Origin of the sequence: Acinetobacter sp. NBRC 100985 (assembly GCF_000241225.1) — a bacterium.
In the GTDB taxonomy this organism is placed as follows: domain Bacteria; phylum Pseudomonadota; class Gammaproteobacteria; order Pseudomonadales; family Moraxellaceae; genus Acinetobacter; species Acinetobacter venetianus.
In genome coordinates this window covers 73281-91988 of sequence record NZ_BAEB01000001.1, presented here as the reverse complement: position 1 = coordinate 91988, position 18708 = coordinate 73281, and the positions used below count along the sequence as shown (strand labels likewise).

Here is an 18708-nt window from a genome sequence, read left to right as displayed (position 1 = left end):
AATTTTTATCCTTATGATTCAACTAAACCATAAGCGAATTGCATGTCTTTACCTCTCCTTTAAGATCAATTCAATGGGTGAGTGATTAGCTCAATTTTTCTAAAATTTGTTCAAGTTCAAGGTTCTGTTTTTTCCATTGTGGCTGTTTGTCCTTATCCACAATCAACGCACGTACACCCTCAATGAAATCGCCATGTTCGAACCAAATATCCTGCAAATCACGTTCAAGTTGCATGCATTGCTGCAATGACAATCCGCGTCCGAGATGTTGTAGCTTTAAACTGGTCTGTTTAGCGACAAATGAGCGTTGTTGTAGGAGATTAAGCATTTTGCTTGCCCACAGCTGCAATTTCTCATCTTGTTCATTCGCCAGACTTTGCTCAATTTCATCCAAATGCTGGAAACCAAAATGTTGATGAATGGCATCCGACAACTGTTTTAGCTCACTCTCAGCAGGGCGCGTAATAAAGCAGCTGACAATGTGTTCGATATTTTGTTGATTGAGATTTTCTTCAGCGATCAGTGCATCTTGTAAGGTTTGAAGTTTTTCACTTGGTACATGGTAGTCGATCAGGTCTAAATAGAGCGCATCGCTACTACTGATTTGCTCGCCCGTGATCGCCATGTAAACGCCAATATCATCTAATCGAGATAGAAAATGGGTCGCTCCCACATCGGGGAAAAAACCAATTGCTGTTTCAGGCATCGCAAAACGGGACTTTTCGCTACTCACAATAATGTGGCAGGCTTGTGCCAAGCCAAAACCACCACCCAAGACATAACCATCCAGCAAAACCACCACTGGCTTTTCATATTCGCGGATTGTGGTCAGCATTTGATATTCGGCACTAAAATAAGCTTGGTGATCTGCCGTGCCTTTTTGATAGCTATCATAGAGATAACGAATATCTCCACCTGCACAGAAAGCTTTTGGACTATTCGACTTGATCAAAACAGCTTGAATAGCTGCATCATTTCGCCAAAGTTCGAGTTGTGTACGAATCCCTTCGATCATTTCTAAAGATAACGCATTCAAATGTGTTACCCGATCTAAGCTGATGATGCCAAGAGCACCTTGCTGCTCAATGATGAGATGTTCTGTATTCATTTTTATCTTTCTCTTTATTGATTTTTAAAGTTTGCCTGTCGCTTTTCAACAAACGCTTGCATACCTTCTTTCTGATCCGCAGTCGCAAAAATCGAATGGAACATACGTCGTTCAAAGCGTAAGCCCTCAGTCAGATTGACTTCAAATGCACGATTAATGGTTTCTTTCAACATCATGTTGGCAGTGAGTGAGCGTGTCGCAATTTTTTCAGCAGCTTGTAGCGTTTGTTCGAGTAAATCTTCTTTATTGAATACACGCGCAACCAGACCACTTAACTCTGCTTCCACAGCACCCATTTGACGTGCAGTCAAACACATTTCCATGGCTTTGGCTTTACCAATCGCATGAGTTAAACGTTGCGTACCACCGATCCCAGGAATCACGCCCAAGGTGACTTCAGGCAATCCAAATTTGGCATTCTCAGCACAATAGATAAAGTCACACATCAATGCCAATTCACAGCCACCGCCCAAAGCATAACCACTTACTGCAGCAATCAGCGGTTTACGGCGTTGAGCAATTCGATCTGCAAGATGAAAAAAATCATCAAAATAAATATCAGGAAAATTCAGCTGTGCCATTTCCTTAATATCCGCCCCCGCTGCGAATGCTTTTTCAGAACCAGCCAACACCATACAACCAATCTCACGATCCTTTTCCAGTTGGTCGAGGGCTTGATTCACTTCACTGATCAATTCACTGTTTAGCGCATTTAAGGCTTTAGGACGATTGAGGGTAATTAACCCAACACCATTACGCTTTTCCAATAAAATAGTTTGCCACTGCATCATTCAATCCTTGTTTGAGTTTTATAGACTACGTGCGATCACTAAACGTTGAATATCGCTAGTACCTTCATAAATCTGACAAATTCGTGCATCACGATAAATTCGCTCGATTGGAAAATCTTTCAGATAGCCATAACCGCCAAAAACCTGTAAGGCACTCGAACAAACACGTTCTGACATTTCTGAAGCAAATAATTTGGCCATTGATGCTTCATTCAAACAAGCCTGACCTGCTTCTTTGAGACGTGCAGCATAATGAACCAGTTGTCGTGCAGCTTCGATCTCTGTTGCCATACTGGCAAGACGGAAGGCAATCGCTTGATGCTCGAAAATTGGTTTACCAAATGTCAGACGTTCTTTGGCATAGTGTGTTGCTTCTTCTAAAGCTGCACGCGCCAAACCCACTGCTTGTGCTGCAATCCCAATACGACCACCTTCCAAATTGGCGAGTGCAATTTTCAGCCCCTCGCCGTCTTTACCCAACATCAAACTTTTATGCACACGTACATCGGTCAAAGCAATCTGACAGGTATCCGAAGCATGTAAACCTAATTTCTCTTCGACACGAATGACCTCATACCCGGGTGTATCACGTGGCACGAGAAAGGCACTAATACCCTTTTTACCTGCGCTCGGATCAGTCACGGCAAAGACGATAATCACCCCTGCATTATGACCAGAAGTAATAAACTGCTTTGCACCATTCAGAATATAATCCTCACCATCTTTAACTGCGCGAGTTTTGATGGCTGCAGCATCCGAACCTGTGTGTGGTTCGGTTAAAGCAAATGCGCCGATCATTTCACCTTGAGCTAGGGGTTTTAAAAAGCGTTGTTTTTGCTCATCGCTACCAAATTTTAAAATCGGCACACAGCCCACCGAGTTATGCACGCTCATAATAGTCGAGGTCGCACCATCAGCCGCAGCAACTTCTTCCAGTGCCAACACATAGGCCAAATTGCCTGTGTCTGACCCACCCCATTGCTCTGGAACAAGCATGCCCATAAAACCAAGCTGCCCCATTTGCGCTAGTGCTGCTTTGGGAAAAGTGCCATCACGATCCCAATCGCTGGCATTCGGTTTAATTTGTTCTTGAGCGAAGCTTTTCGCCATATCACGAATTAACAATTGTTCTTCAGTAAATTGCATCGTTACTTCCTTTATCCTGCTTTTGCTTGTTGCTTAGCAATTTCCTGATTCCGCAATAAAAAACGTTGAATCTTGCCACTTGGTGTTTTGGGTAATTCCGTTACGAACTCAACCAGACGCGGATATGCATGCGCAGAGAGACGTTTTTTCACAAACTGACTGAGTTCCTCAGCAAGTGTAGCGGTAGACTGCACCCCTGTAGCCAAAATCACAAAGGCTTTCACCAACTCGGTACGATCTGGATCAGGCACGCCGATTACAGCAGCTTCGATAACAGCATCATGTTCCAACAACGCACTCTCAACATCGAATGGGCCAATTCGATAACCTGATGTAGTAATCACATCATCACTACGCCCAACGAAACTCATGCTGCCATCACTGTGTAGTTCAGCGGTATCACCTGTTAAGTAATAATGACCAACAAAAGGTGATTTGCGACTTTCTTTATAGCCACCAAACCACATCATCGGCGATTGGCTGATATCCACTGCTAAAATCCCAGCAGTATCAGGCGGGAGTTCCTCACCCTGTTCATTGACAACTGCAATTCGATAGCCCGGACTAGGGAATCCTGCCGCACCCTCACGGATTTCATGGTGTAAACCATGATGGTTACACACCACCATGCCCACCTCAGTTTGTCCGTAATGGTCATAAATCGGTGCATCAAGTACCTGTCTAAACCAACGGATCACTTCAGGGTTGAGCGGTTCTCCTGCACTACTGACGACACGAAATTGTCCTTTTAATGCTGCCATTTGTGCGGGATCGGCAGCCATCATCATACGGTAAGCCGTTGGTGCTCCTGCCAAGTTGGTGATTTGATAATCCTTGACGATTTGACACAGACTATCGGTGCTAAAGCCACCTTCGTAGAACAAAGTTGCATGCCCTAAGAATAACGGCCCAGTAATTGCGTAATACAGACCATAAGCCCAACCCGGATCAGCAATATTCCAAAACGCATCATCTTCAGTTAAGCCAATCGCATCTTGCATATATCGACCAAAGGCAAGTAAGGCTTTCAAAGGTACTTCAAGTGGTTTGGCTGGCCCTGTTGTTCCAGAGGTAAACATCAATAAAAAGGGATCTTGAATATTACGCATGACCAATTCACATTGATTAGACTGCTGATTTAATACATGCCAAAAGTTAAAATCACTTGGATTAAGTGCTGCACCTTCAGCATCAGCAACCGTCACAATTGCTGGGCAATGTTCAACCTCATCAAGCTTGCTGCGATTGACCACATCCGTCACCACCAACTTACTTTGCGCAAGCTGAATACGATGTTCGATCGCTTTCGGGCCAAATGCCGTAAATAGCGGTTGATATACGGCACCAATTCGCCACGCAGCAAAGATCGTGACCAATAATTCAGGGGTTCTTGGCAATAATCCCGAAATGCGATCGCCTGCCTGCACGCCTTGAGATTTTAAAAAGTTAGCAAATTGGCTCGACCATTGTTGCAATTGGCGAAAGGTAAACTGCGCCTTACGCCCATCTTTGCCTTGCCAATACAACGCCACTTTTTCACCATTTACATGTCGGTCGCAACACTCAAAACACGCATTGAGTGCATCTAACGAACCTGACAACATTTTTTGAGCCGTACTTTCAAAATCAAAAGTTTGTGCCACATCTTTATAATTGAGCATCTCTATTCCCTCAGTCTGGATTTGTTGTTATTTACGACAGAGTTTCATTTATTGATTGAAAAGCCATCCTATGGCTTTGTGTTATTTAAGCTTCTTCAGGCAAATATTGGTGAATAATGCTCGAAAAATCTAAATGTGCATTTCCACGCATACACATTTGTTGATAGAGCTGCTGCACCATACCGCCTAATAGAATAGGCTGTTTGACCTGACCTGCGGCTTCAACAGCAAGACCTAAATCTTTCAACATCAGTTGTGTCGCGAAACCGTCTTGATAGCCACGAGAAGCTGGAGCATTTTCGCTAATATGCGGCCACGGATTACACACATCTGAACTCCAACAGCGCCCACTTGATGTATTGATTACACCAGCCAATGCTTTTGGATCAATGCCAAGTTTCACACCGAGTGCCATGCCCTCAGCCACAGCAGTCATGGAAATACCGAGAATGAGGTTATTGCAGATTTTGGCAATTTGCCCTGCGCCAACATCGCCACAGTGGATGACATTTTTACCCATATGACCAAGCACTGCTTTAGCCGCCTGATAGGTGGACTCATCAGCACCTACCATGAACGTTAACGTACCTGCCTGAGCACCAATGGTTCCGCCAGAAACAGGAGCATCGCAAATGTTGATATTTTTACTGTGTGCAATCTCAGCAATATCTTGAATGGTTTTAGGGTCGATCGTGCTGCTGTCAATACATAAAGCACCTGCTTTCAATGCTTCCAGCACACCATGTTCTCCGAGATAAACCTCTTTGACATGCTTTGCAGCAGGTAACATGGTAATCACTACATCCGCTTGTTTGGCAGCTGCTTGTGGACTGTCGCACACCACACCACCTGCTTCGGCAAAGTGCTGATTGGCTACTTCACTCAGGTCATAACCATAAACTGTAAGCCCTGCTTTGAGCAGGTTGTGGGCCATTCTGCCGCCCATATTTCCTAAACCGATAAAGGCGATATTCATCCCTGATTCCCCTTAACGTAAACTAATGGTGGTATTTACGCCGCCGACATCATTACTGTCTTCAAACCAACGACTGGTAATGGTTTTGGTTTGCGTATAGAACTGTACCGCTTGCTTGCCATACGGACCTAAATCACCCAGTTTTGAGCCTCTCGAACCTGTAAAACTAAAGAATGGAACAGGCACAGGAATTGGAATATTGATGCCCACTTGACCAATATCAATTAAGTTTTGGAAAGTACGTGCCGTCGCGCCACTTTGGGTAAATAAACCCACACCATTACCAAATGGGTTGGCATTGATCAAAGCAATCGCCTCGTCCAAACTATCGACCGAAATAATCGCTAGCACAGGCCCAAAGATTTCTTCTTTATAAATGCGCATGTCAGTTGTCACGCCATTAAAAATTGTTGCGCCAACAAAATTACCCGACTCATAACCAAGCACTTGAACATCACGACCATCTAACAGAAGTTCAGCACCTTGCTCAACGCCACTGTTGATCAGATCCATTACACGGGCTTTGGCACGTTTAGAAATCACAGGGCCAATATCTGTATTTGGCTCATGCCCTGCATTTACTTTTAAGGTTTTGGCCTTTTCAACCAACTCTTGTACCCATTGCTGACTTTCGCCCACCATGACGGCAACTGAAAGCGCCATACAACGTTGCCCTGCTGCACCAAATGCAGCACCGACTAAGGCATTTAGCGTTTGTTCTTTGTTGGCATCAGGCATGACTACCACATGATTTTTTGCACCCATCATCGACTGCACGCGTTTGCCATGCTGCCCTGCGAGGTTATACACATGGGTTCCAACTGCGGTTGAACCAACAAAAGAAATCGCTTTAATCAGCGGATTGGTACATAAGCGATCTACGACCTCCTTACCACCATGTACTACATTGAGTACACCTGCTGGAACGCCTGCTTGAATCGCCAGTTCAACCAACATCATGGTCGAAAGTGGATCTTGCTCAGAAGGTTTGAGGACAAAGGTATTGCCACAAACGATTGCCATTGGGAACATCCACAATGGAATCATGGCAGGAAAATTAAATGGGGTAATCCCAGCACAAACACCCAAAGGTTGCTGCAAGGTATAAGTATCGACACCACGAGCAACACCTTCGGTATATTCGCCCATTTGTAATGTACCGACTGAGCAAGCATGCTCAACCACTTCTAAGCCACGTTGAATATCGCCTTCTGCATCCGCCAACGTTTTACCTTGTTCAGCGGTCAGCACGCGTGCAATTTCTTTCATGTTGGTGCGGATCAAGTCTTGTAACTTCAACATGATACGCATACGTGCCTGAATCGGCGTTTGACGCCAAGACGCAAATGCATCTTGTGCAGCTTGAATGGCAGCATCAACTTCCTGAACAGTCGCAAATGGCACACGACCAATCACTTCTTGAGTTGCAGGATTGACAATATCTTGCCATTCCTGTGTTTCAGACTCGATAAATTGTCCATTAATGAGTAGCTTTGCTGTTTCCAGCTCGATTTTCTGGATTGTATTCATAACCTCTCCATAGGCCTATTTTTATTGTGTTCACATTTTCGAAAATAGCGATTCGTCGTATTTTCTTTTTTTAACGTTTGTTCGAGACTAGCAAAGAATGCTTTGACCACCAACGCAAATTCATGCACGATTGATGTGCAAATATGCACAGGGAATACAATAAAAATGAAAGTGGATTGGGATCATCTACAATTTTTTTTGGTCTTGGCGAGAACCAAGACTTTGACCAATGCAGCACGGGTAATCGGTGTTGAACACAGCACTGTAGCGCGACGGATTCAGGCTTTGGAGCTGACTTTAGGCACGACGTTGTTTAAGCGAGAAGCTTCTGGCTATGAACTAACGATGGAAGGATTAGCCCTTGTTCCACGAGTTGAGCAGATGGAACAGGCCTTTCTACAAATCGAAAAACCACATCAACCTTTGCAAGGCCGTGTGCGAATTGGCACACCTGAAGGTTTTGGTACGGCATTTCTTGCACGTCTACTTGCCGAGTTTTCGATTCATTATCCTTTGCTCACTATCGATCTTATCCCTGTACCCAAGATGATTAAGCTGTCGCATCGTGAAGCCGATATTGTAGTGTCAATTGACCGTCCTACATCTGGGCCATATATCATTACGCGGTTGTCAGACTATTCTCTAAAGATATATGGCAGTAAAAATTATTTAGCACAAAATCCACCGATTCGACGTTTAGAAGATTTAACTCAACATCGCTTCGTCAACTATATTGATGATCTGGTCTATAGTCCTGAACTGTATTGCTTAGAGCGCCTTCCTCTCAAACTGACAGCAAATTTCCGAAGCAGCAGTATTTTGGCTCAACAAATTGCGGTCAGCGCAGGTGCTGGATTGGCAATTTTGCCCAAGTTTTTAGCGCACGATAAAACCGAACTAAATGATGTACTCGCTGAACAAGTCCGTTTTAATCATACCTTTTGGATGCTAACTTTTGTGGATTTACAGCATGAGCCACGGATCAAACTGGTTTGGGATTACTTACGTAAACAAGCTGATAAATATCAACATTTACTAGTCGATTAAGATACTAAATGGCAAATAGAAAAAGAGCTGACCTTTCATGATCAGCTCTTTTGATGGGAGATATGCAATAGCTAGTTAAGCTAGTTCACCACGAAGTTTGCGCATACGTGGCTTATATAACAATTGATAGGTCACCGCTAAAATGACCACCCACAATGGGCTGACATACAATGCTTTTAAGGTGTCAGGCTCAAGTGCCAAAATCACTAAAGCAAATAGCAAGAATGCAATCACCACATAAGACATGAACACGCCGCCCGGCATCTTGAAATTTGATTGTGCATGTAATTCTGGGCGTAACTTACGATAGCGGATATAGCAGACCATAATTAGACTCCACACACTGATAAATAGAATCACGCATAAAGAACTAGCTAAGGTAAATGCTTCCATCGTATTTGGGACAAAGTACTGAAGTACTGCGCCACCCATGATGAATACACACGAGAAAATCAAACCATTGGCAGGGACTGCACTTTTGGACAAACGACCAAACGCATTCGGCGCCTGACCATCTTTAGATAAACCAAATAACATACGACTGGTAGAGAATACACCACTGTTCATCGATGACATTACTGATGAAAGCACCACCAAGTTCATGATGATTGCTGATGTCACAATACCTGCATTCATGAACAACTCTACAAATGGGCTTTTATCTGGGCTAATACTATTCCACGGTGTAACCGCCATCACCACAAGCAATGCCAGCACATAGAATAAAATGATACGAATCGGAATAGCATTGATCGCTTTTGGAAGGTTCTTGTGCGGGTCTTTGGTTTCCGCCGCTGTTGTTCCAATTAACTCGACCCCGACAAAGGCAAATACGGCGATCTGAAAACCTGCCAAGAAGCCTTCAGCACCTTTCGGGAACATCCCGCCATGCGACCAAATATTGCTGAGTGATGCCACTGTGCCATGAGGTGCGGTAAAGTGACTGAAAATCATGTAACCACCAATCGCAATCAAACCAATAATCGCGAGGATTTTAATCAGTGCAAACCAAAATTCGACTTCACCAAACAATTTGACTGTAAGTAAATTGAGGGCCAATACAAACAATACGCAGCCCGCGCTAATCGCCGCCTGCCCTATCGGGGTAAAGGTTGTGCCGTCAGGTAACCAAAAACCAAGATAGTTAATCACTGCGGCCAAGTCAGCAATACCAACCAGCACCCAACCGAGCCAATACGTCCAACCTAAATAATAGCCAGCCCAAGGCCCGATTAAATCATGCGCCATATCTACGAAAGATTTGTACTGTAAATTTGCCAGTAACAATTCACCGAGAGCACGCATTAAAAAGAAAAACATGCCGCCAATAATCATGTAAATAAACAAGATGGATGGCCCTGCGAGGGAGATGGTTTTGCCAGATCCCATAAAGAGACCTGTACCAATCGCGCCGCCGATCGCAATCAATTGCAAATGGCGATTGGATAATTTCCGTTGTAAGTCTTGAGGTGCTTGTTCACCTTCTGACTGATTATGAATAACCGTCATAACAAAAGTTCCTTTTACTACTTCCTAAATGGATTGGCTGCTTATTTATGCGCTATTCCCAGCTGTCTTTTAAAATAACCAATCCATTCTGTTTGCAAGAAAATACGTATCTGACTTAGTTTTAGCTATAGCAAATACGTTACTTTTCTTCTTTTTTAATATTCTTTAAGCAAAAATAAGGCTGATTGCCTTATTTTTGTGCTGCAACAACTGCAATTTCGATTAACCATTTCGGATTGACTAAATCCGCTTGAATGGTCGCGCGCGAGGGAGCGACACAACCTTTTAACCAATCAACCCATATCGTATTCACCGTTTGGAAATCCGATAAATCTTTGATAAAGAGTTGTGCTGACAATAAACGAGATTTATCTGTATTTGCCGATGCCAATAACGTATCAATGGTCGCAAGCACTTCGCGCGTTTGACCTTCGATATCAAGATCTGCATTTTTGGGTACTTGCCCAGATAAATACACCACCTTGTTAAATACCGTTACGGCACTCATCACTTCATTGGTATTTATCTTTTGGATATCTGAATGAGACACTGTTCTTTCCTTATTGCTGATTTATAAATGAAACACGCGCAGTGACTCCACACATCAGTTCATAACCAACTGTGCCCGAAGCCGCAGCTACATCATCAATGGATAAAATTGTTCCTGTGTGGGATTTACCCCAAAGCACCACTTCACTGCCGACTTCAGCATCCTCAACTGGCGTCAAATCGACTGCCAACATATCCATGCTGACACGACCAATGGTTCGCGTCCGAATCCCATTGACCAATATAGGTGTTCCAGTCGGTGAAATACGCTGATAACCATCGGCATAACCACATGCCACAATGCCAATCTTCATTGCTCGTTCAGCGACGAAGCTTGAGCCATAACCCACACTTTCTTTCGGATTGAGATGCTGCACCGCAATTAACTCACTGCGTAAGCTCATGGTCGGCGCAAGCCCCCAATCTTGAATGCTATGTTTGGGAAAGTCAGGAGAGCTGCCGTACAGCATGATGCCTGCACGTACATAATCGGACTGAAGTTGATCTTGGTATCGTAGGATCGCAGCACTATTACTGACGGATCTTTCACCCGGAAGATATTGAATTGCAGCTTCAAATTCTTTGATTTGATAATTAATGCCGACATGCCCAAACCGCTCACCATCTGCATCAGAGAAATGCATCATATGGGTGATTTTTCCCACATTTGGGAGGCTATTTAGGTGTTGCCAAACTTTACGATATTGCTGTGGTTTAAAGCCTAAACGGTTCATTCCACTGTTCATTTTGAGAAAAATATCAAACTGGGCAGGATAAATGTGCTGCTGCAACCATTCGATTTGTTGCTCATTGTGAATGGTAAAACTAAGCTGATATTGAGCACAATCAAACAAGTCTTGAGGAGAAAAAATACCCTCAAGCAGCAAAATTGGGCCTGTCCATCCTAAAGCACGTAAGCGTTTGCCTTCTTCAATATCGAGTAAGGCAAAACCATCGGCACTTTTAAATGATGAATAGACACGCTCAATTCCATGCCCATAGGCATTGGCTTTGACCACAGCAAAAACCTTGCTGTTCGGCACGGACTGCCGAACAACAGCTAGATTCTGAGTTAACGCTTGCTGATGAATAACTGCGGTAATTGGACGAGGCATAATGAACTTCCTTGTAATTCGTTACTATGCCGCGTGTGAATAACGCTGAATCGATAAACCATCTGTACTGATGTCGGTACGATGATTTAACACAAGGTCACTGATCAGTTTTCCAGATCCGCATGCCATCGTCCAACCCAAAGTTCCATGTCCTGTGTTGAGGAATAGATTCTTATACTGTGTTGCTCCGATGATTGGTGTGCTGTCAGGGGTCATTGGACGAAGACCTGTCCAGAAAGATGCTTGTTTCAAGTCACCGCCTGGGAATAAATCTTGCGTCACCATTTCCAATGTTGCACGGCGATCTTGATTGAGACCTAAATTAAAACCACTTAATTCAGCCATACCACCCACACGAATCCGCTGATCAAAACGAGTAATCGCAACCTTATAAGTTTCATCGAGTACCGTAGATTGTGGTGCAAATTTCGGCTCAACAATTGGAATCGTGAGTGAATAACCTTTCACTGGATAAACTGGTAGATTTAACTCTAACGGTTTTAAGAAATCACGCGAGTAACTACCAAATGCCAAAACAAAACGATCAGCGGTTAAAACGGCTCCATCGACCATAACGCCTTTGATCTCATCACCTTCAACGATCAGTTTTTCAACGTTTTGATCAAACTTGAACTCAACACCTAGGTCTTGCGCTAGTTTTGCCAACGCATTGGTAAACAGAAAGCAGTCGCCTGTTTCGTCATTAGGTAAGTGTAAGCCACCCACCAAATGATCGTTATGTGCCAATGCAGGCTCGACTGACCCAAGTTGTTGTGCATTTAATAAATCAAAATCAACGCCACACTCTTTGAGTACTTGAATGTCGCGCTGTACAGCTTCAAGTTGGGCTTCATTACGGAAAATCTGTAGCGTTCCTTTAGCACGATTTTCGTAGTTAATACCTGTTTGTTCTCTTAAATCACGTAAACAATCACGACTGTATTCCGCCACACGCATCATGCGCTCTTTATTCACCGCATAACTTTGTGGGTTACAGTTTTTCAGCATCTGTGCCATCCACTGAAGCTGCCACATACTGCCATCAATATTAATTGCCAACGGTGCGTGATGTTGGAACATCCATTTAACAGCTTTAAATGGAATGCCGGGAGCAGCCCACGGCGTTGAATATCCTGGGGAGATTTGTCCTGCATTACCAAAGCTAGTTTCTTTGGCAGGACCAGATTGACGGTCAAGTACAGTCACTTGAGCACCTTGTTGCGCTAGGTAGTAAGCACTTGCTACACCAATGACACCACTTCCTAAAACGATTACGCGCATAACAGATCCCTCACGCACACACTAGTTTATTTAACTAGTATATTTTTGGATCAATAGTTTATTTGACTGTTTTTATGCTTATAATCTAGGTAATTCATATTTTTTGTCATGCAAAAATTAAAATAAAAGGGAATAATCTATGCGTAAATTAGACCGTATTGATCGCCTGATTTTAGATATTCTGCAACGCGAAGGACGGATCGCGATTAGTGAACTGGCTTCTCGTGTCAACTTATCGACCACACCTTGTTCAGAACGTGTTAAACGCTTAGAACGAGAAGGGATCATCATGGGCTATTACGCTCGTCTGAACCCAGAACTGGTCGATCGTAATCTACTAGTGTTTCTTGAGATCAAACTTTCCGCAAAATCTGGTGATGTATTTGACCAAGTGGCTCGAGATTTGGTCGATATTCCAGAAGTATTGGAATGCCATTTGATTTCGGGTGAATTTGACTATCTTGTTAAAGCAAGACTCAAAGAAATGAGCGCCTATCGCCGATTGTTAGGTGATTTATTAAAAAAACTACCCGCTTCGGCTTCATCACATAGTTATGTGGTGATGGAAGAGGTGAAAGAAAGCTTATATCTCGATATGGGTGTATAAATGATTTAAAGCGCTTGAGGGTGAATGGTCTTGTTTTTTTAAATAAAAGCTTAGAGGAGATTCTTAAATTAAGAATCTCCAAATGATGACGAGCGAACTGATATTTTTAATCATTCAGGCTGCTGCTATTCATCTTCTTCATCATAGATATAGCTCATACAACCCCAGCCATCGTATTCACCGCCAAACTCTTGAGCGATACGGGTCATCCATTCTTCTAGATCTTCAATATCTTCATATTCTAGGATCATGTTGACATGGATATTCAGCACCCATAAATCAGAACCATCTGAATGAAGCTCCTCTTGATACAAGGAAATTTTTTGCTCTTGGTGTAATAAGTGCAATGCACACTTTTCCACTTGTTCTTGTTTTGCAAAGACAACCGAAAACTCAACTTCATGCGGTTCGCTCAGGTCATTGCCATCTTCAACCATTTGCCAGAGTACATTGCCATTATCGTTATCAGGGAATTGATCGTAGTCGCGTGTCATATGAGTATCCTTTGTTATGTTTTGGATTTGATTGTTTGGCTATAGATTAACCTATTTTTATGTCAGTTTTTAGACCTATCGATATCATTATTGTAGTTAAAAAATAATCAAAATTGCCTTATAGAATCACTCAGCTTGACTGAGTTGGATCATCAGTACCACTTGATCTAAACAACGAATACCATGTTCATAGATTGCCTCTGGGTAATCTTTAAAAACATCGACCTCAATGTGCGACATTCGGAAACCACATTTTTGATAGAGTGCCAACTGATCTAAGCTAGAATTGCCTGTTTTAACGATAATAGATGCTGTTGATCGTTGCTTGGCATATGCAATCGCATGTCGAATGAGAGCCTTAGCAATTCCTTGTCCCTGAAAAGCATCCGCTACTGTTAAGTTTTTAATCTCAGCTTGATCATGATTTTCGAGCAAACATAGCTGCGCAATACATTCATTTTCGGCATTACACACGACAAAAATCTTCGCATCAAAAAGATATGTTGAGATGTGCTCCCAACTGGGATCAGCTTCTAATAAAAGTGCTTTCAATTGCGCTTGTTGTTCAGCAGTTAAATCTGTCCAATGCGTTTGCTGAATTGCCTGCATAGTATTTTCCATTTCTTCTCAATACTAAAATGGCACATCAGAGCGGATTTCTATCGCCTGCATGTTCAAGGGATGTTGAAATGCGAGATAAGCCGCATGTAATGCCATCCGTTTTAAATGAAATTTGGTAGGTTCGGGATGATAAAGTTTATCGCCCATAATCGAATGGCCAATATGCATCATATGCACGCGGAGCTGATGCGAGCGACCTGTCACAGGCTCTAAACGCACCCGACTTTGATCCTTTGCAGCATCATAATCCATCAACTGAAATAAGGTTTTGGCAGATTTCCCTAACTCAAAATGCACCATCTGACGTGGACGATTTTCCCAATCCGTGATCAATGGGACTTCTACACTCCCTTCTGCCTGAATTTGTCCTTGAACCAGTGCAACATAGTATTTTTTGACTGTACGCGCTTGGAACATTTTACTGACCGCGACTTCGGCTTCTCGATGCTTGGCGAACATCAACAAACCAGAGGTTGCCATATCTAAACGGTGCGTCACTTTGGCAGCTGGATATTTTTCCAAAACGCGTAAATAAGCACTGTCCTGATGCTCTGGCAAACGGCCCATCACCGACAATAAACCTGCAGGCTTATTAACCACCACTAAATCATCATCTTCATACAAGATCTCTAAAGGTTCTTGCGGTGGCATATAGATAAAATTGTCATTTAACGGCATGGGACATAAAAACAGATTCAAAAAAGCCAAATGATTATAGCGGCTTATCCAGAGAATTTAACCATCGCGCTCGATAGAACAACCAAACCATGCGGGTACAATGATTTTTTATTTTTAGCAGGTGTGATGAATAAAGAATCTTTGATCTCATTTATTCATCTGGTTTCATGATTTGTTATTGATCTACTAAGAAGCTGACTTCATTGGCTTGCTTAAATTTTCACGATATAGCGTTTCTAGTTCCGCTATTTCACCATTCATAAATGCAAGTAGATATTCTTTGGCACGACTTTGCGTTAAATGTTTAAATGAAATACTGTCTTTTGTTTTTCGTGTCAGCAGCCCAAAAACATCCTTTTTTGCAATTAAAACAGGAATATTACTTTCCAGTTTAAATTCTAAATGCTGCGTTTTAGCAAAAGCGTCCAAGATGATTCGAATCGTGTGCCCTGAACGTTCATCTGTAACGATAAAACTGGTACTTGCCCCGTCTAATTGCAACTGACGTACCAACTGCTGTCGCCAAGCAACCTCATCAAATTTTTTCAAAATCGTTTCAATATCAAATGCGCCCAAATGATCAGCATCATTGCGGCCTGTTTGGTGCGGATAACGTATTTTTAGATCGAATTCATTCATTATTTTTCTGACCTATTCCAGTATGATCATCTTTTGATTTTAACTTTAGGCAAATTATATCATTTTGTTTTTTAATATAAAAACAGCGAATTACATTCAAAATTAGAAGATTTAACGATTTATTTCACATTCGATTTTAGTTTTCTTGATCTAGTTTTTATTATTTATATCTGATTGGTCATATTCTGTTGAGATTAAATTTTTTAGGGTATCAAGGGAAAACAGAGGTTGTTTACTTCAACACCTATGACTTTGTAAGCCATAACCTTTGCCTATAAACTTTTGATCTATAGCGTCCTAAGCCGAATCGAGACCTTTTGGGTAAGTACACACTTGCTTTGTAAGCGTCGGTGCATGCTACTCTTTTCGATCCCTTTCACACCCTTGCGATATAGTTTAGGGGGAAGCTGATGGGATTGTTTTCCTAAAAAATGGTATTTTTAGCCAATAATAAAATAATTTTGCATATCTATATTTATAATCCGAATTTTTTCCCATACTTCACAAATTAATCATATAAAAATTCTAATCAAAGCATATTTAATCGAAATTTTAATCATGAATCAGCTGAGGAAAAGCCACATTTTCGAGATAAACTGAAAAATCATGCTCAAATTCGTATTGCCCTGAATACGCCAAAGCAATCTTTCCTGCCCAATGAATATTTTCAACTCTTGTTTCCGCATCATTCGACTATGCCCAAATCACCATAATCGCAGCCACAATCACCAACCACAAACCCAAATGATCTGTTTTCGCCAATTTTTCTTTAAAGAAAAAGGCTGAAATTAATAGGCTAAATAAAATTTCGACCTGACCAAGCGTTTTCACAATCGCAACTGTCTGCATACTCATCGCGCTAAACCAACCCACCGACGCGAGAAAGCTACACACACTGACTTTAAAGACCAAGCCGAGACGTTGCCACATTAGATAAAGCGTTTCACGGCTGAAAATTCCCAAATACAGCAACATGATGATGCATTGAAAACTGATCAAACAGCATAATACCCACGCTGCACGATGCAGAAATGGCAACATAGTCAGTTCTAAGCTAGCTTCACGAACCAATAATGAAGTGATCGCAAAACACAAACCACTACCCAAACCGATCATTAAGGTTTTCATTGAAAGTTCAGTATGCTGACGACCTTTACTTAATAGAAAGACTGCAACCGCACCGATCAGAACCCCCACCCAGCCCCATGTCGTGAGATGTTCCTGTAAAAAGATTACCCCGACGATTGCCGCTAAAATTGCTTCACTTTTGGCAAGTCCAACCCCGATGGCATAGTTTTTTTGTTGAAATAGCATCACCATCAAAGCAGTCGCAAAGATCTGACTCACACCAGCAATGACAATGTAAAACCAAAACTTATCTGAGAAATGAACCGCTGCCGTGACAGGTTTTTGCACATATAGAAAGGCTAGATAACTAAAGGCAAAAAGCGGTGAAAATAGAAAGCGTGCCAGTGTTGTGCCGTAAGCATCCACTGAAGTGCTGAGTTGTTTTTGAAATGCGTTACGCCAAGCCTGCATAAATGCAGCCATGATAGTGAATAGAATCCAAGTAAAAGCCATAAACGCTAACGCACGATCAAAATGTGAATGTAATTTACTCGTTTCCTCGTTATTTTTCGAGTCTTAGTTGGAATAACCCGCGTATTTATAAGCTATTAAACTTTATTTTGAAGTAGAAAAATCGCTGATAAAAATGGTATTGGCTTTCAGCATAGACGGTGCAAAATCAACCATACGGCGCAAAGTTCGAGTGAAATGCGCCTGATCCGAAAAGCCTGACTCCATTGCAATTTCGATCAAACTTTTACCTTGCATCCACAACTTGATTGCATAGCGTATGCGGAGCCACAAAATATATTGCCGCATCGACAAGCCCAATTGCTCACTAAATAAATGCATCAATCGTGACTCAGACAATCCGACCTGCGCTGCAACTTCTGCAATGGTTGGGATATGTTGCGGCACACACTGCTTGATGTAGTCACAAGCGTGCAAGATGCGTTGATCCCACGGTAAACAAGCAAGAGGCTTGGGATTTAAAACAACTAAAATATCCAAGACCAATTGTTTTACTTGCTCTAGGCTGAGCTGCCCTAGCATGAGTTGCTGAAAGCGTTGTTGAAATAACCCAAGCGCGGATGCTGCTAAGGAGCAAAATGCATTCCCATTCAATAATGGATGTAGATAAGCATACAGTGCATGATCAGGATCAATCAAAATCGCAATATAAGGCTGATTTTCTGAATCGGTACTGTGCGGCAGATTAGATGCCATCACCACAACTTCATGATAACTGCGGGGCTGCTCATCCACTGTGATCGCAAATGGTGTACCACAGCTAATTTGTAGCAATGCTGGAAAATGTGCGTGTGCTTTATTCAAATGTTCTTGAGTCACATAAATAATCACACCATCCCAAGCATAGACCAAATTTTTGCTCTGCTTCGCTGAATCAGATTCCTTTTGTTGAGATAGCATATTCGTTCAAGACCATTTTGGGTGGAGTGTTCAAAATAAATACGACTTAAACGAATGGAGCAGTCGTATGTCTCACAATACTCAAGAACTCATGAAAAACAATACTGAGCAAATGGAAGCCAGTGATGTTCGTTATAAAACCCTAGCTGAATTTTATCCTTTTTATCTTTCGCAACATGAAAATGCGACTTGTCGTCGTCTGCACTTCGTAGGGACAAGCTGCGTGATTGGTATCGCTGCTGCATCTGTTGTGACTGGAAATGCCAAATTACTTTGGGCTTTACCTGTGGTCGGATATGGCTTTGCGTGGGTCGGTCATTTCTTTTATGAGCATAATAAACCTGCGACCTTTAAGCAGCCGTTTTTTAGCCTTGCTTGCGATTTTATTATGTATAAAGATATTTTATTAAAACGTGTGAAGTGGTGATAAACCGTGGAAACTTTCACTCGAAAATAC

19 protein-coding genes are annotated in these 18708 nt (G+C 42.3%); 3 read left to right on the top strand and 16 right to left on the bottom strand.

Going from position 1 to position 18708, the window contains the following annotated elements:
* Positions 1-85 precede the first annotated feature (85 nt).
* From ACT4_RS00435 to ACT4_RS00410, 6 genes are all read right to left on the bottom strand, one after another.
* On the bottom strand, positions 86-1108 hold the full coding sequence (locus ACT4_RS00435) for an enoyl-CoA hydratase/isomerase family protein (RefSeq protein WP_007478317.1): 1023 nt from the start codon (positions 1106-1108) through the stop codon (positions 86-88).
* Between the two features lie 14 nt (positions 1109-1122).
* Positions 1123-1896: an enoyl-CoA hydratase gene (locus tag ACT4_RS00430; RefSeq protein WP_007478315.1), complete on the bottom strand. Its 774-nt coding sequence runs from the start codon at positions 1894-1896 to the stop codon at positions 1123-1125.
* 21 nt (positions 1897-1917) lie between these two features.
* Positions 1918-3045: an acyl-CoA dehydrogenase family protein gene (locus ACT4_RS00425; RefSeq protein WP_007478312.1), complete on the bottom strand. Its 1128-nt coding sequence runs from the start codon at positions 3043-3045 to the stop codon at positions 1918-1920.
* An 11-nt stretch (positions 3046-3056) separates the two neighbouring features.
* Complete coding sequence (locus ACT4_RS00420) at positions 3057-4706, bottom strand: AMP-binding protein (protein WP_007478310.1); 1650 nt, start codon at positions 4704-4706, stop codon at positions 3057-3059.
* 85 nt (positions 4707-4791) lie between these two features.
* The gene (gene mmsB, locus ACT4_RS00415; protein WP_007478308.1) at positions 4792-5682 is read right to left on the bottom strand and encodes a 3-hydroxyisobutyrate dehydrogenase; all 891 of its coding nucleotides are present in this window, start codon (positions 5680-5682) and stop codon (positions 4792-4794) included.
* Between the two features lie 12 nt (positions 5683-5694).
* Positions 5695-7212 (bottom strand): CoA-acylating methylmalonate-semialdehyde dehydrogenase, encoded by a 1518-nt coding sequence (locus ACT4_RS00410; protein ID WP_007478306.1) that lies wholly within the window; start codon positions 7210-7212, stop codon positions 5695-5697.
* Positions 7213-7377: 165 nt separating this feature from the next.
* Between ACT4_RS00410 and ACT4_RS00405 the strand changes: the two genes are divergently transcribed.
* Complete coding sequence (locus ACT4_RS00405) at positions 7378-8259, top strand: LysR family transcriptional regulator (RefSeq protein WP_004882065.1); 882 nt, start codon at positions 7378-7380, stop codon at positions 8257-8259.
* 75 nt (positions 8260-8334) lie between these two features.
* Here ACT4_RS00405 and ACT4_RS00400 read toward each other — a convergent pair whose 3' ends face one another.
* The 4 genes from ACT4_RS00400 to ACT4_RS00385 all read right to left on the bottom strand — a co-directional run bounded on the left by ACT4_RS00400 (position 8335) and on the right by ACT4_RS00385 (position 12713).
* Positions 8335-9768: an amino acid permease gene (locus ACT4_RS00400; protein ID WP_004882066.1), complete on the bottom strand. Its 1434-nt coding sequence runs from the start codon at positions 9766-9768 to the stop codon at positions 8335-8337.
* Between the two features lie 190 nt (positions 9769-9958).
* Positions 9959-10318, bottom strand: coding sequence for a RidA family protein (locus ACT4_RS00395; RefSeq protein WP_007478302.1), 360 nt, complete (start codon positions 10316-10318; stop codon positions 9959-9961).
* Positions 10319-10328: 10 nt separating this feature from the next.
* Entirely contained in the window at positions 10329-11432 is a 1104-nt protein-coding gene (gene alr, locus ACT4_RS00390) for an alanine racemase (protein ID WP_007478300.1), read from the bottom strand.
* Between the two features lie 24 nt (positions 11433-11456).
* Positions 11457-12713, bottom strand: a complete 1257-nt coding sequence (locus ACT4_RS00385; RefSeq protein WP_004882071.1) for a D-amino acid dehydrogenase — start codon at positions 12711-12713, stop codon at positions 11457-11459.
* A gap of 139 nt (positions 12714-12852) precedes the next feature.
* On the opposite strand from ACT4_RS00385, the gene ACT4_RS00380 reads away from it, so the two are divergent.
* Positions 12853-13320 carry an Lrp/AsnC ligand binding domain-containing protein gene (locus ACT4_RS00380; RefSeq protein ID WP_007478297.1) on the top strand — a complete coding sequence of 156 codons (468 nt, stop codon included), beginning with the start codon at positions 12853-12855 and terminating at the stop codon, positions 13318-13320.
* A 125-nt stretch (positions 13321-13445) separates the two neighbouring features.
* Here the strand turns inward: ACT4_RS00380 and ACT4_RS00375 are convergent, their stop codons facing one another.
* The 6 genes from ACT4_RS00375 to ACT4_RS00350 all read right to left on the bottom strand — a co-directional run bounded on the left by ACT4_RS00375 (position 13446) and on the right by ACT4_RS00350 (position 18251).
* On the bottom strand, positions 13446-13814 hold the full coding sequence (locus ACT4_RS00375) for a ribonuclease E inhibitor RraB (RefSeq protein ID WP_007478295.1): 369 nt from the start codon (positions 13812-13814) through the stop codon (positions 13446-13448).
* Between the two features lie 126 nt (positions 13815-13940).
* A complete protein-coding gene (locus ACT4_RS00370; RefSeq protein WP_034604340.1) occupies positions 13941-14423 on the bottom strand; it encodes an N-acetyltransferase in 483 nt (160 codons plus the stop codon).
* 24 nt (positions 14424-14447) lie between these two features.
* Positions 14448-15113: a pseudouridine synthase gene (locus ACT4_RS00365; RefSeq protein ID WP_007478291.1), complete on the bottom strand. Its 666-nt coding sequence runs from the start codon at positions 15111-15113 to the stop codon at positions 14448-14450.
* Positions 15114-15299: 186 nt separating this feature from the next.
* Entirely contained in the window at positions 15300-15752 is a 453-nt protein-coding gene (locus ACT4_RS00360) for a hypothetical protein (RefSeq protein WP_007478289.1), read from the bottom strand.
* 693 nt (positions 15753-16445) lie between these two features.
* Positions 16446-17333, bottom strand: coding sequence for a DMT family transporter (locus tag ACT4_RS00355; RefSeq protein ID WP_007478288.1), 888 nt, complete (start codon positions 17331-17333; stop codon positions 16446-16448).
* 102 nt (positions 17334-17435) lie between these two features.
* On the bottom strand, positions 17436-18251 hold the full coding sequence (locus ACT4_RS00350) for an AraC family transcriptional regulator (protein WP_007478286.1): 816 nt from the start codon (positions 18249-18251) through the stop codon (positions 17436-17438).
* A 67-nt stretch (positions 18252-18318) separates the two neighbouring features.
* Here ACT4_RS00350 and ACT4_RS00345 point away from each other — a divergent pair, with 67 nt between their 5' ends.
* Positions 18319-18678: a DUF962 domain-containing protein gene (locus tag ACT4_RS00345; RefSeq protein ID WP_007478285.1), complete on the top strand. Its 360-nt coding sequence runs from the start codon at positions 18319-18321 to the stop codon at positions 18676-18678.
* The last annotated feature ends 30 nt before the right edge of the window (positions 18679-18708 follow it).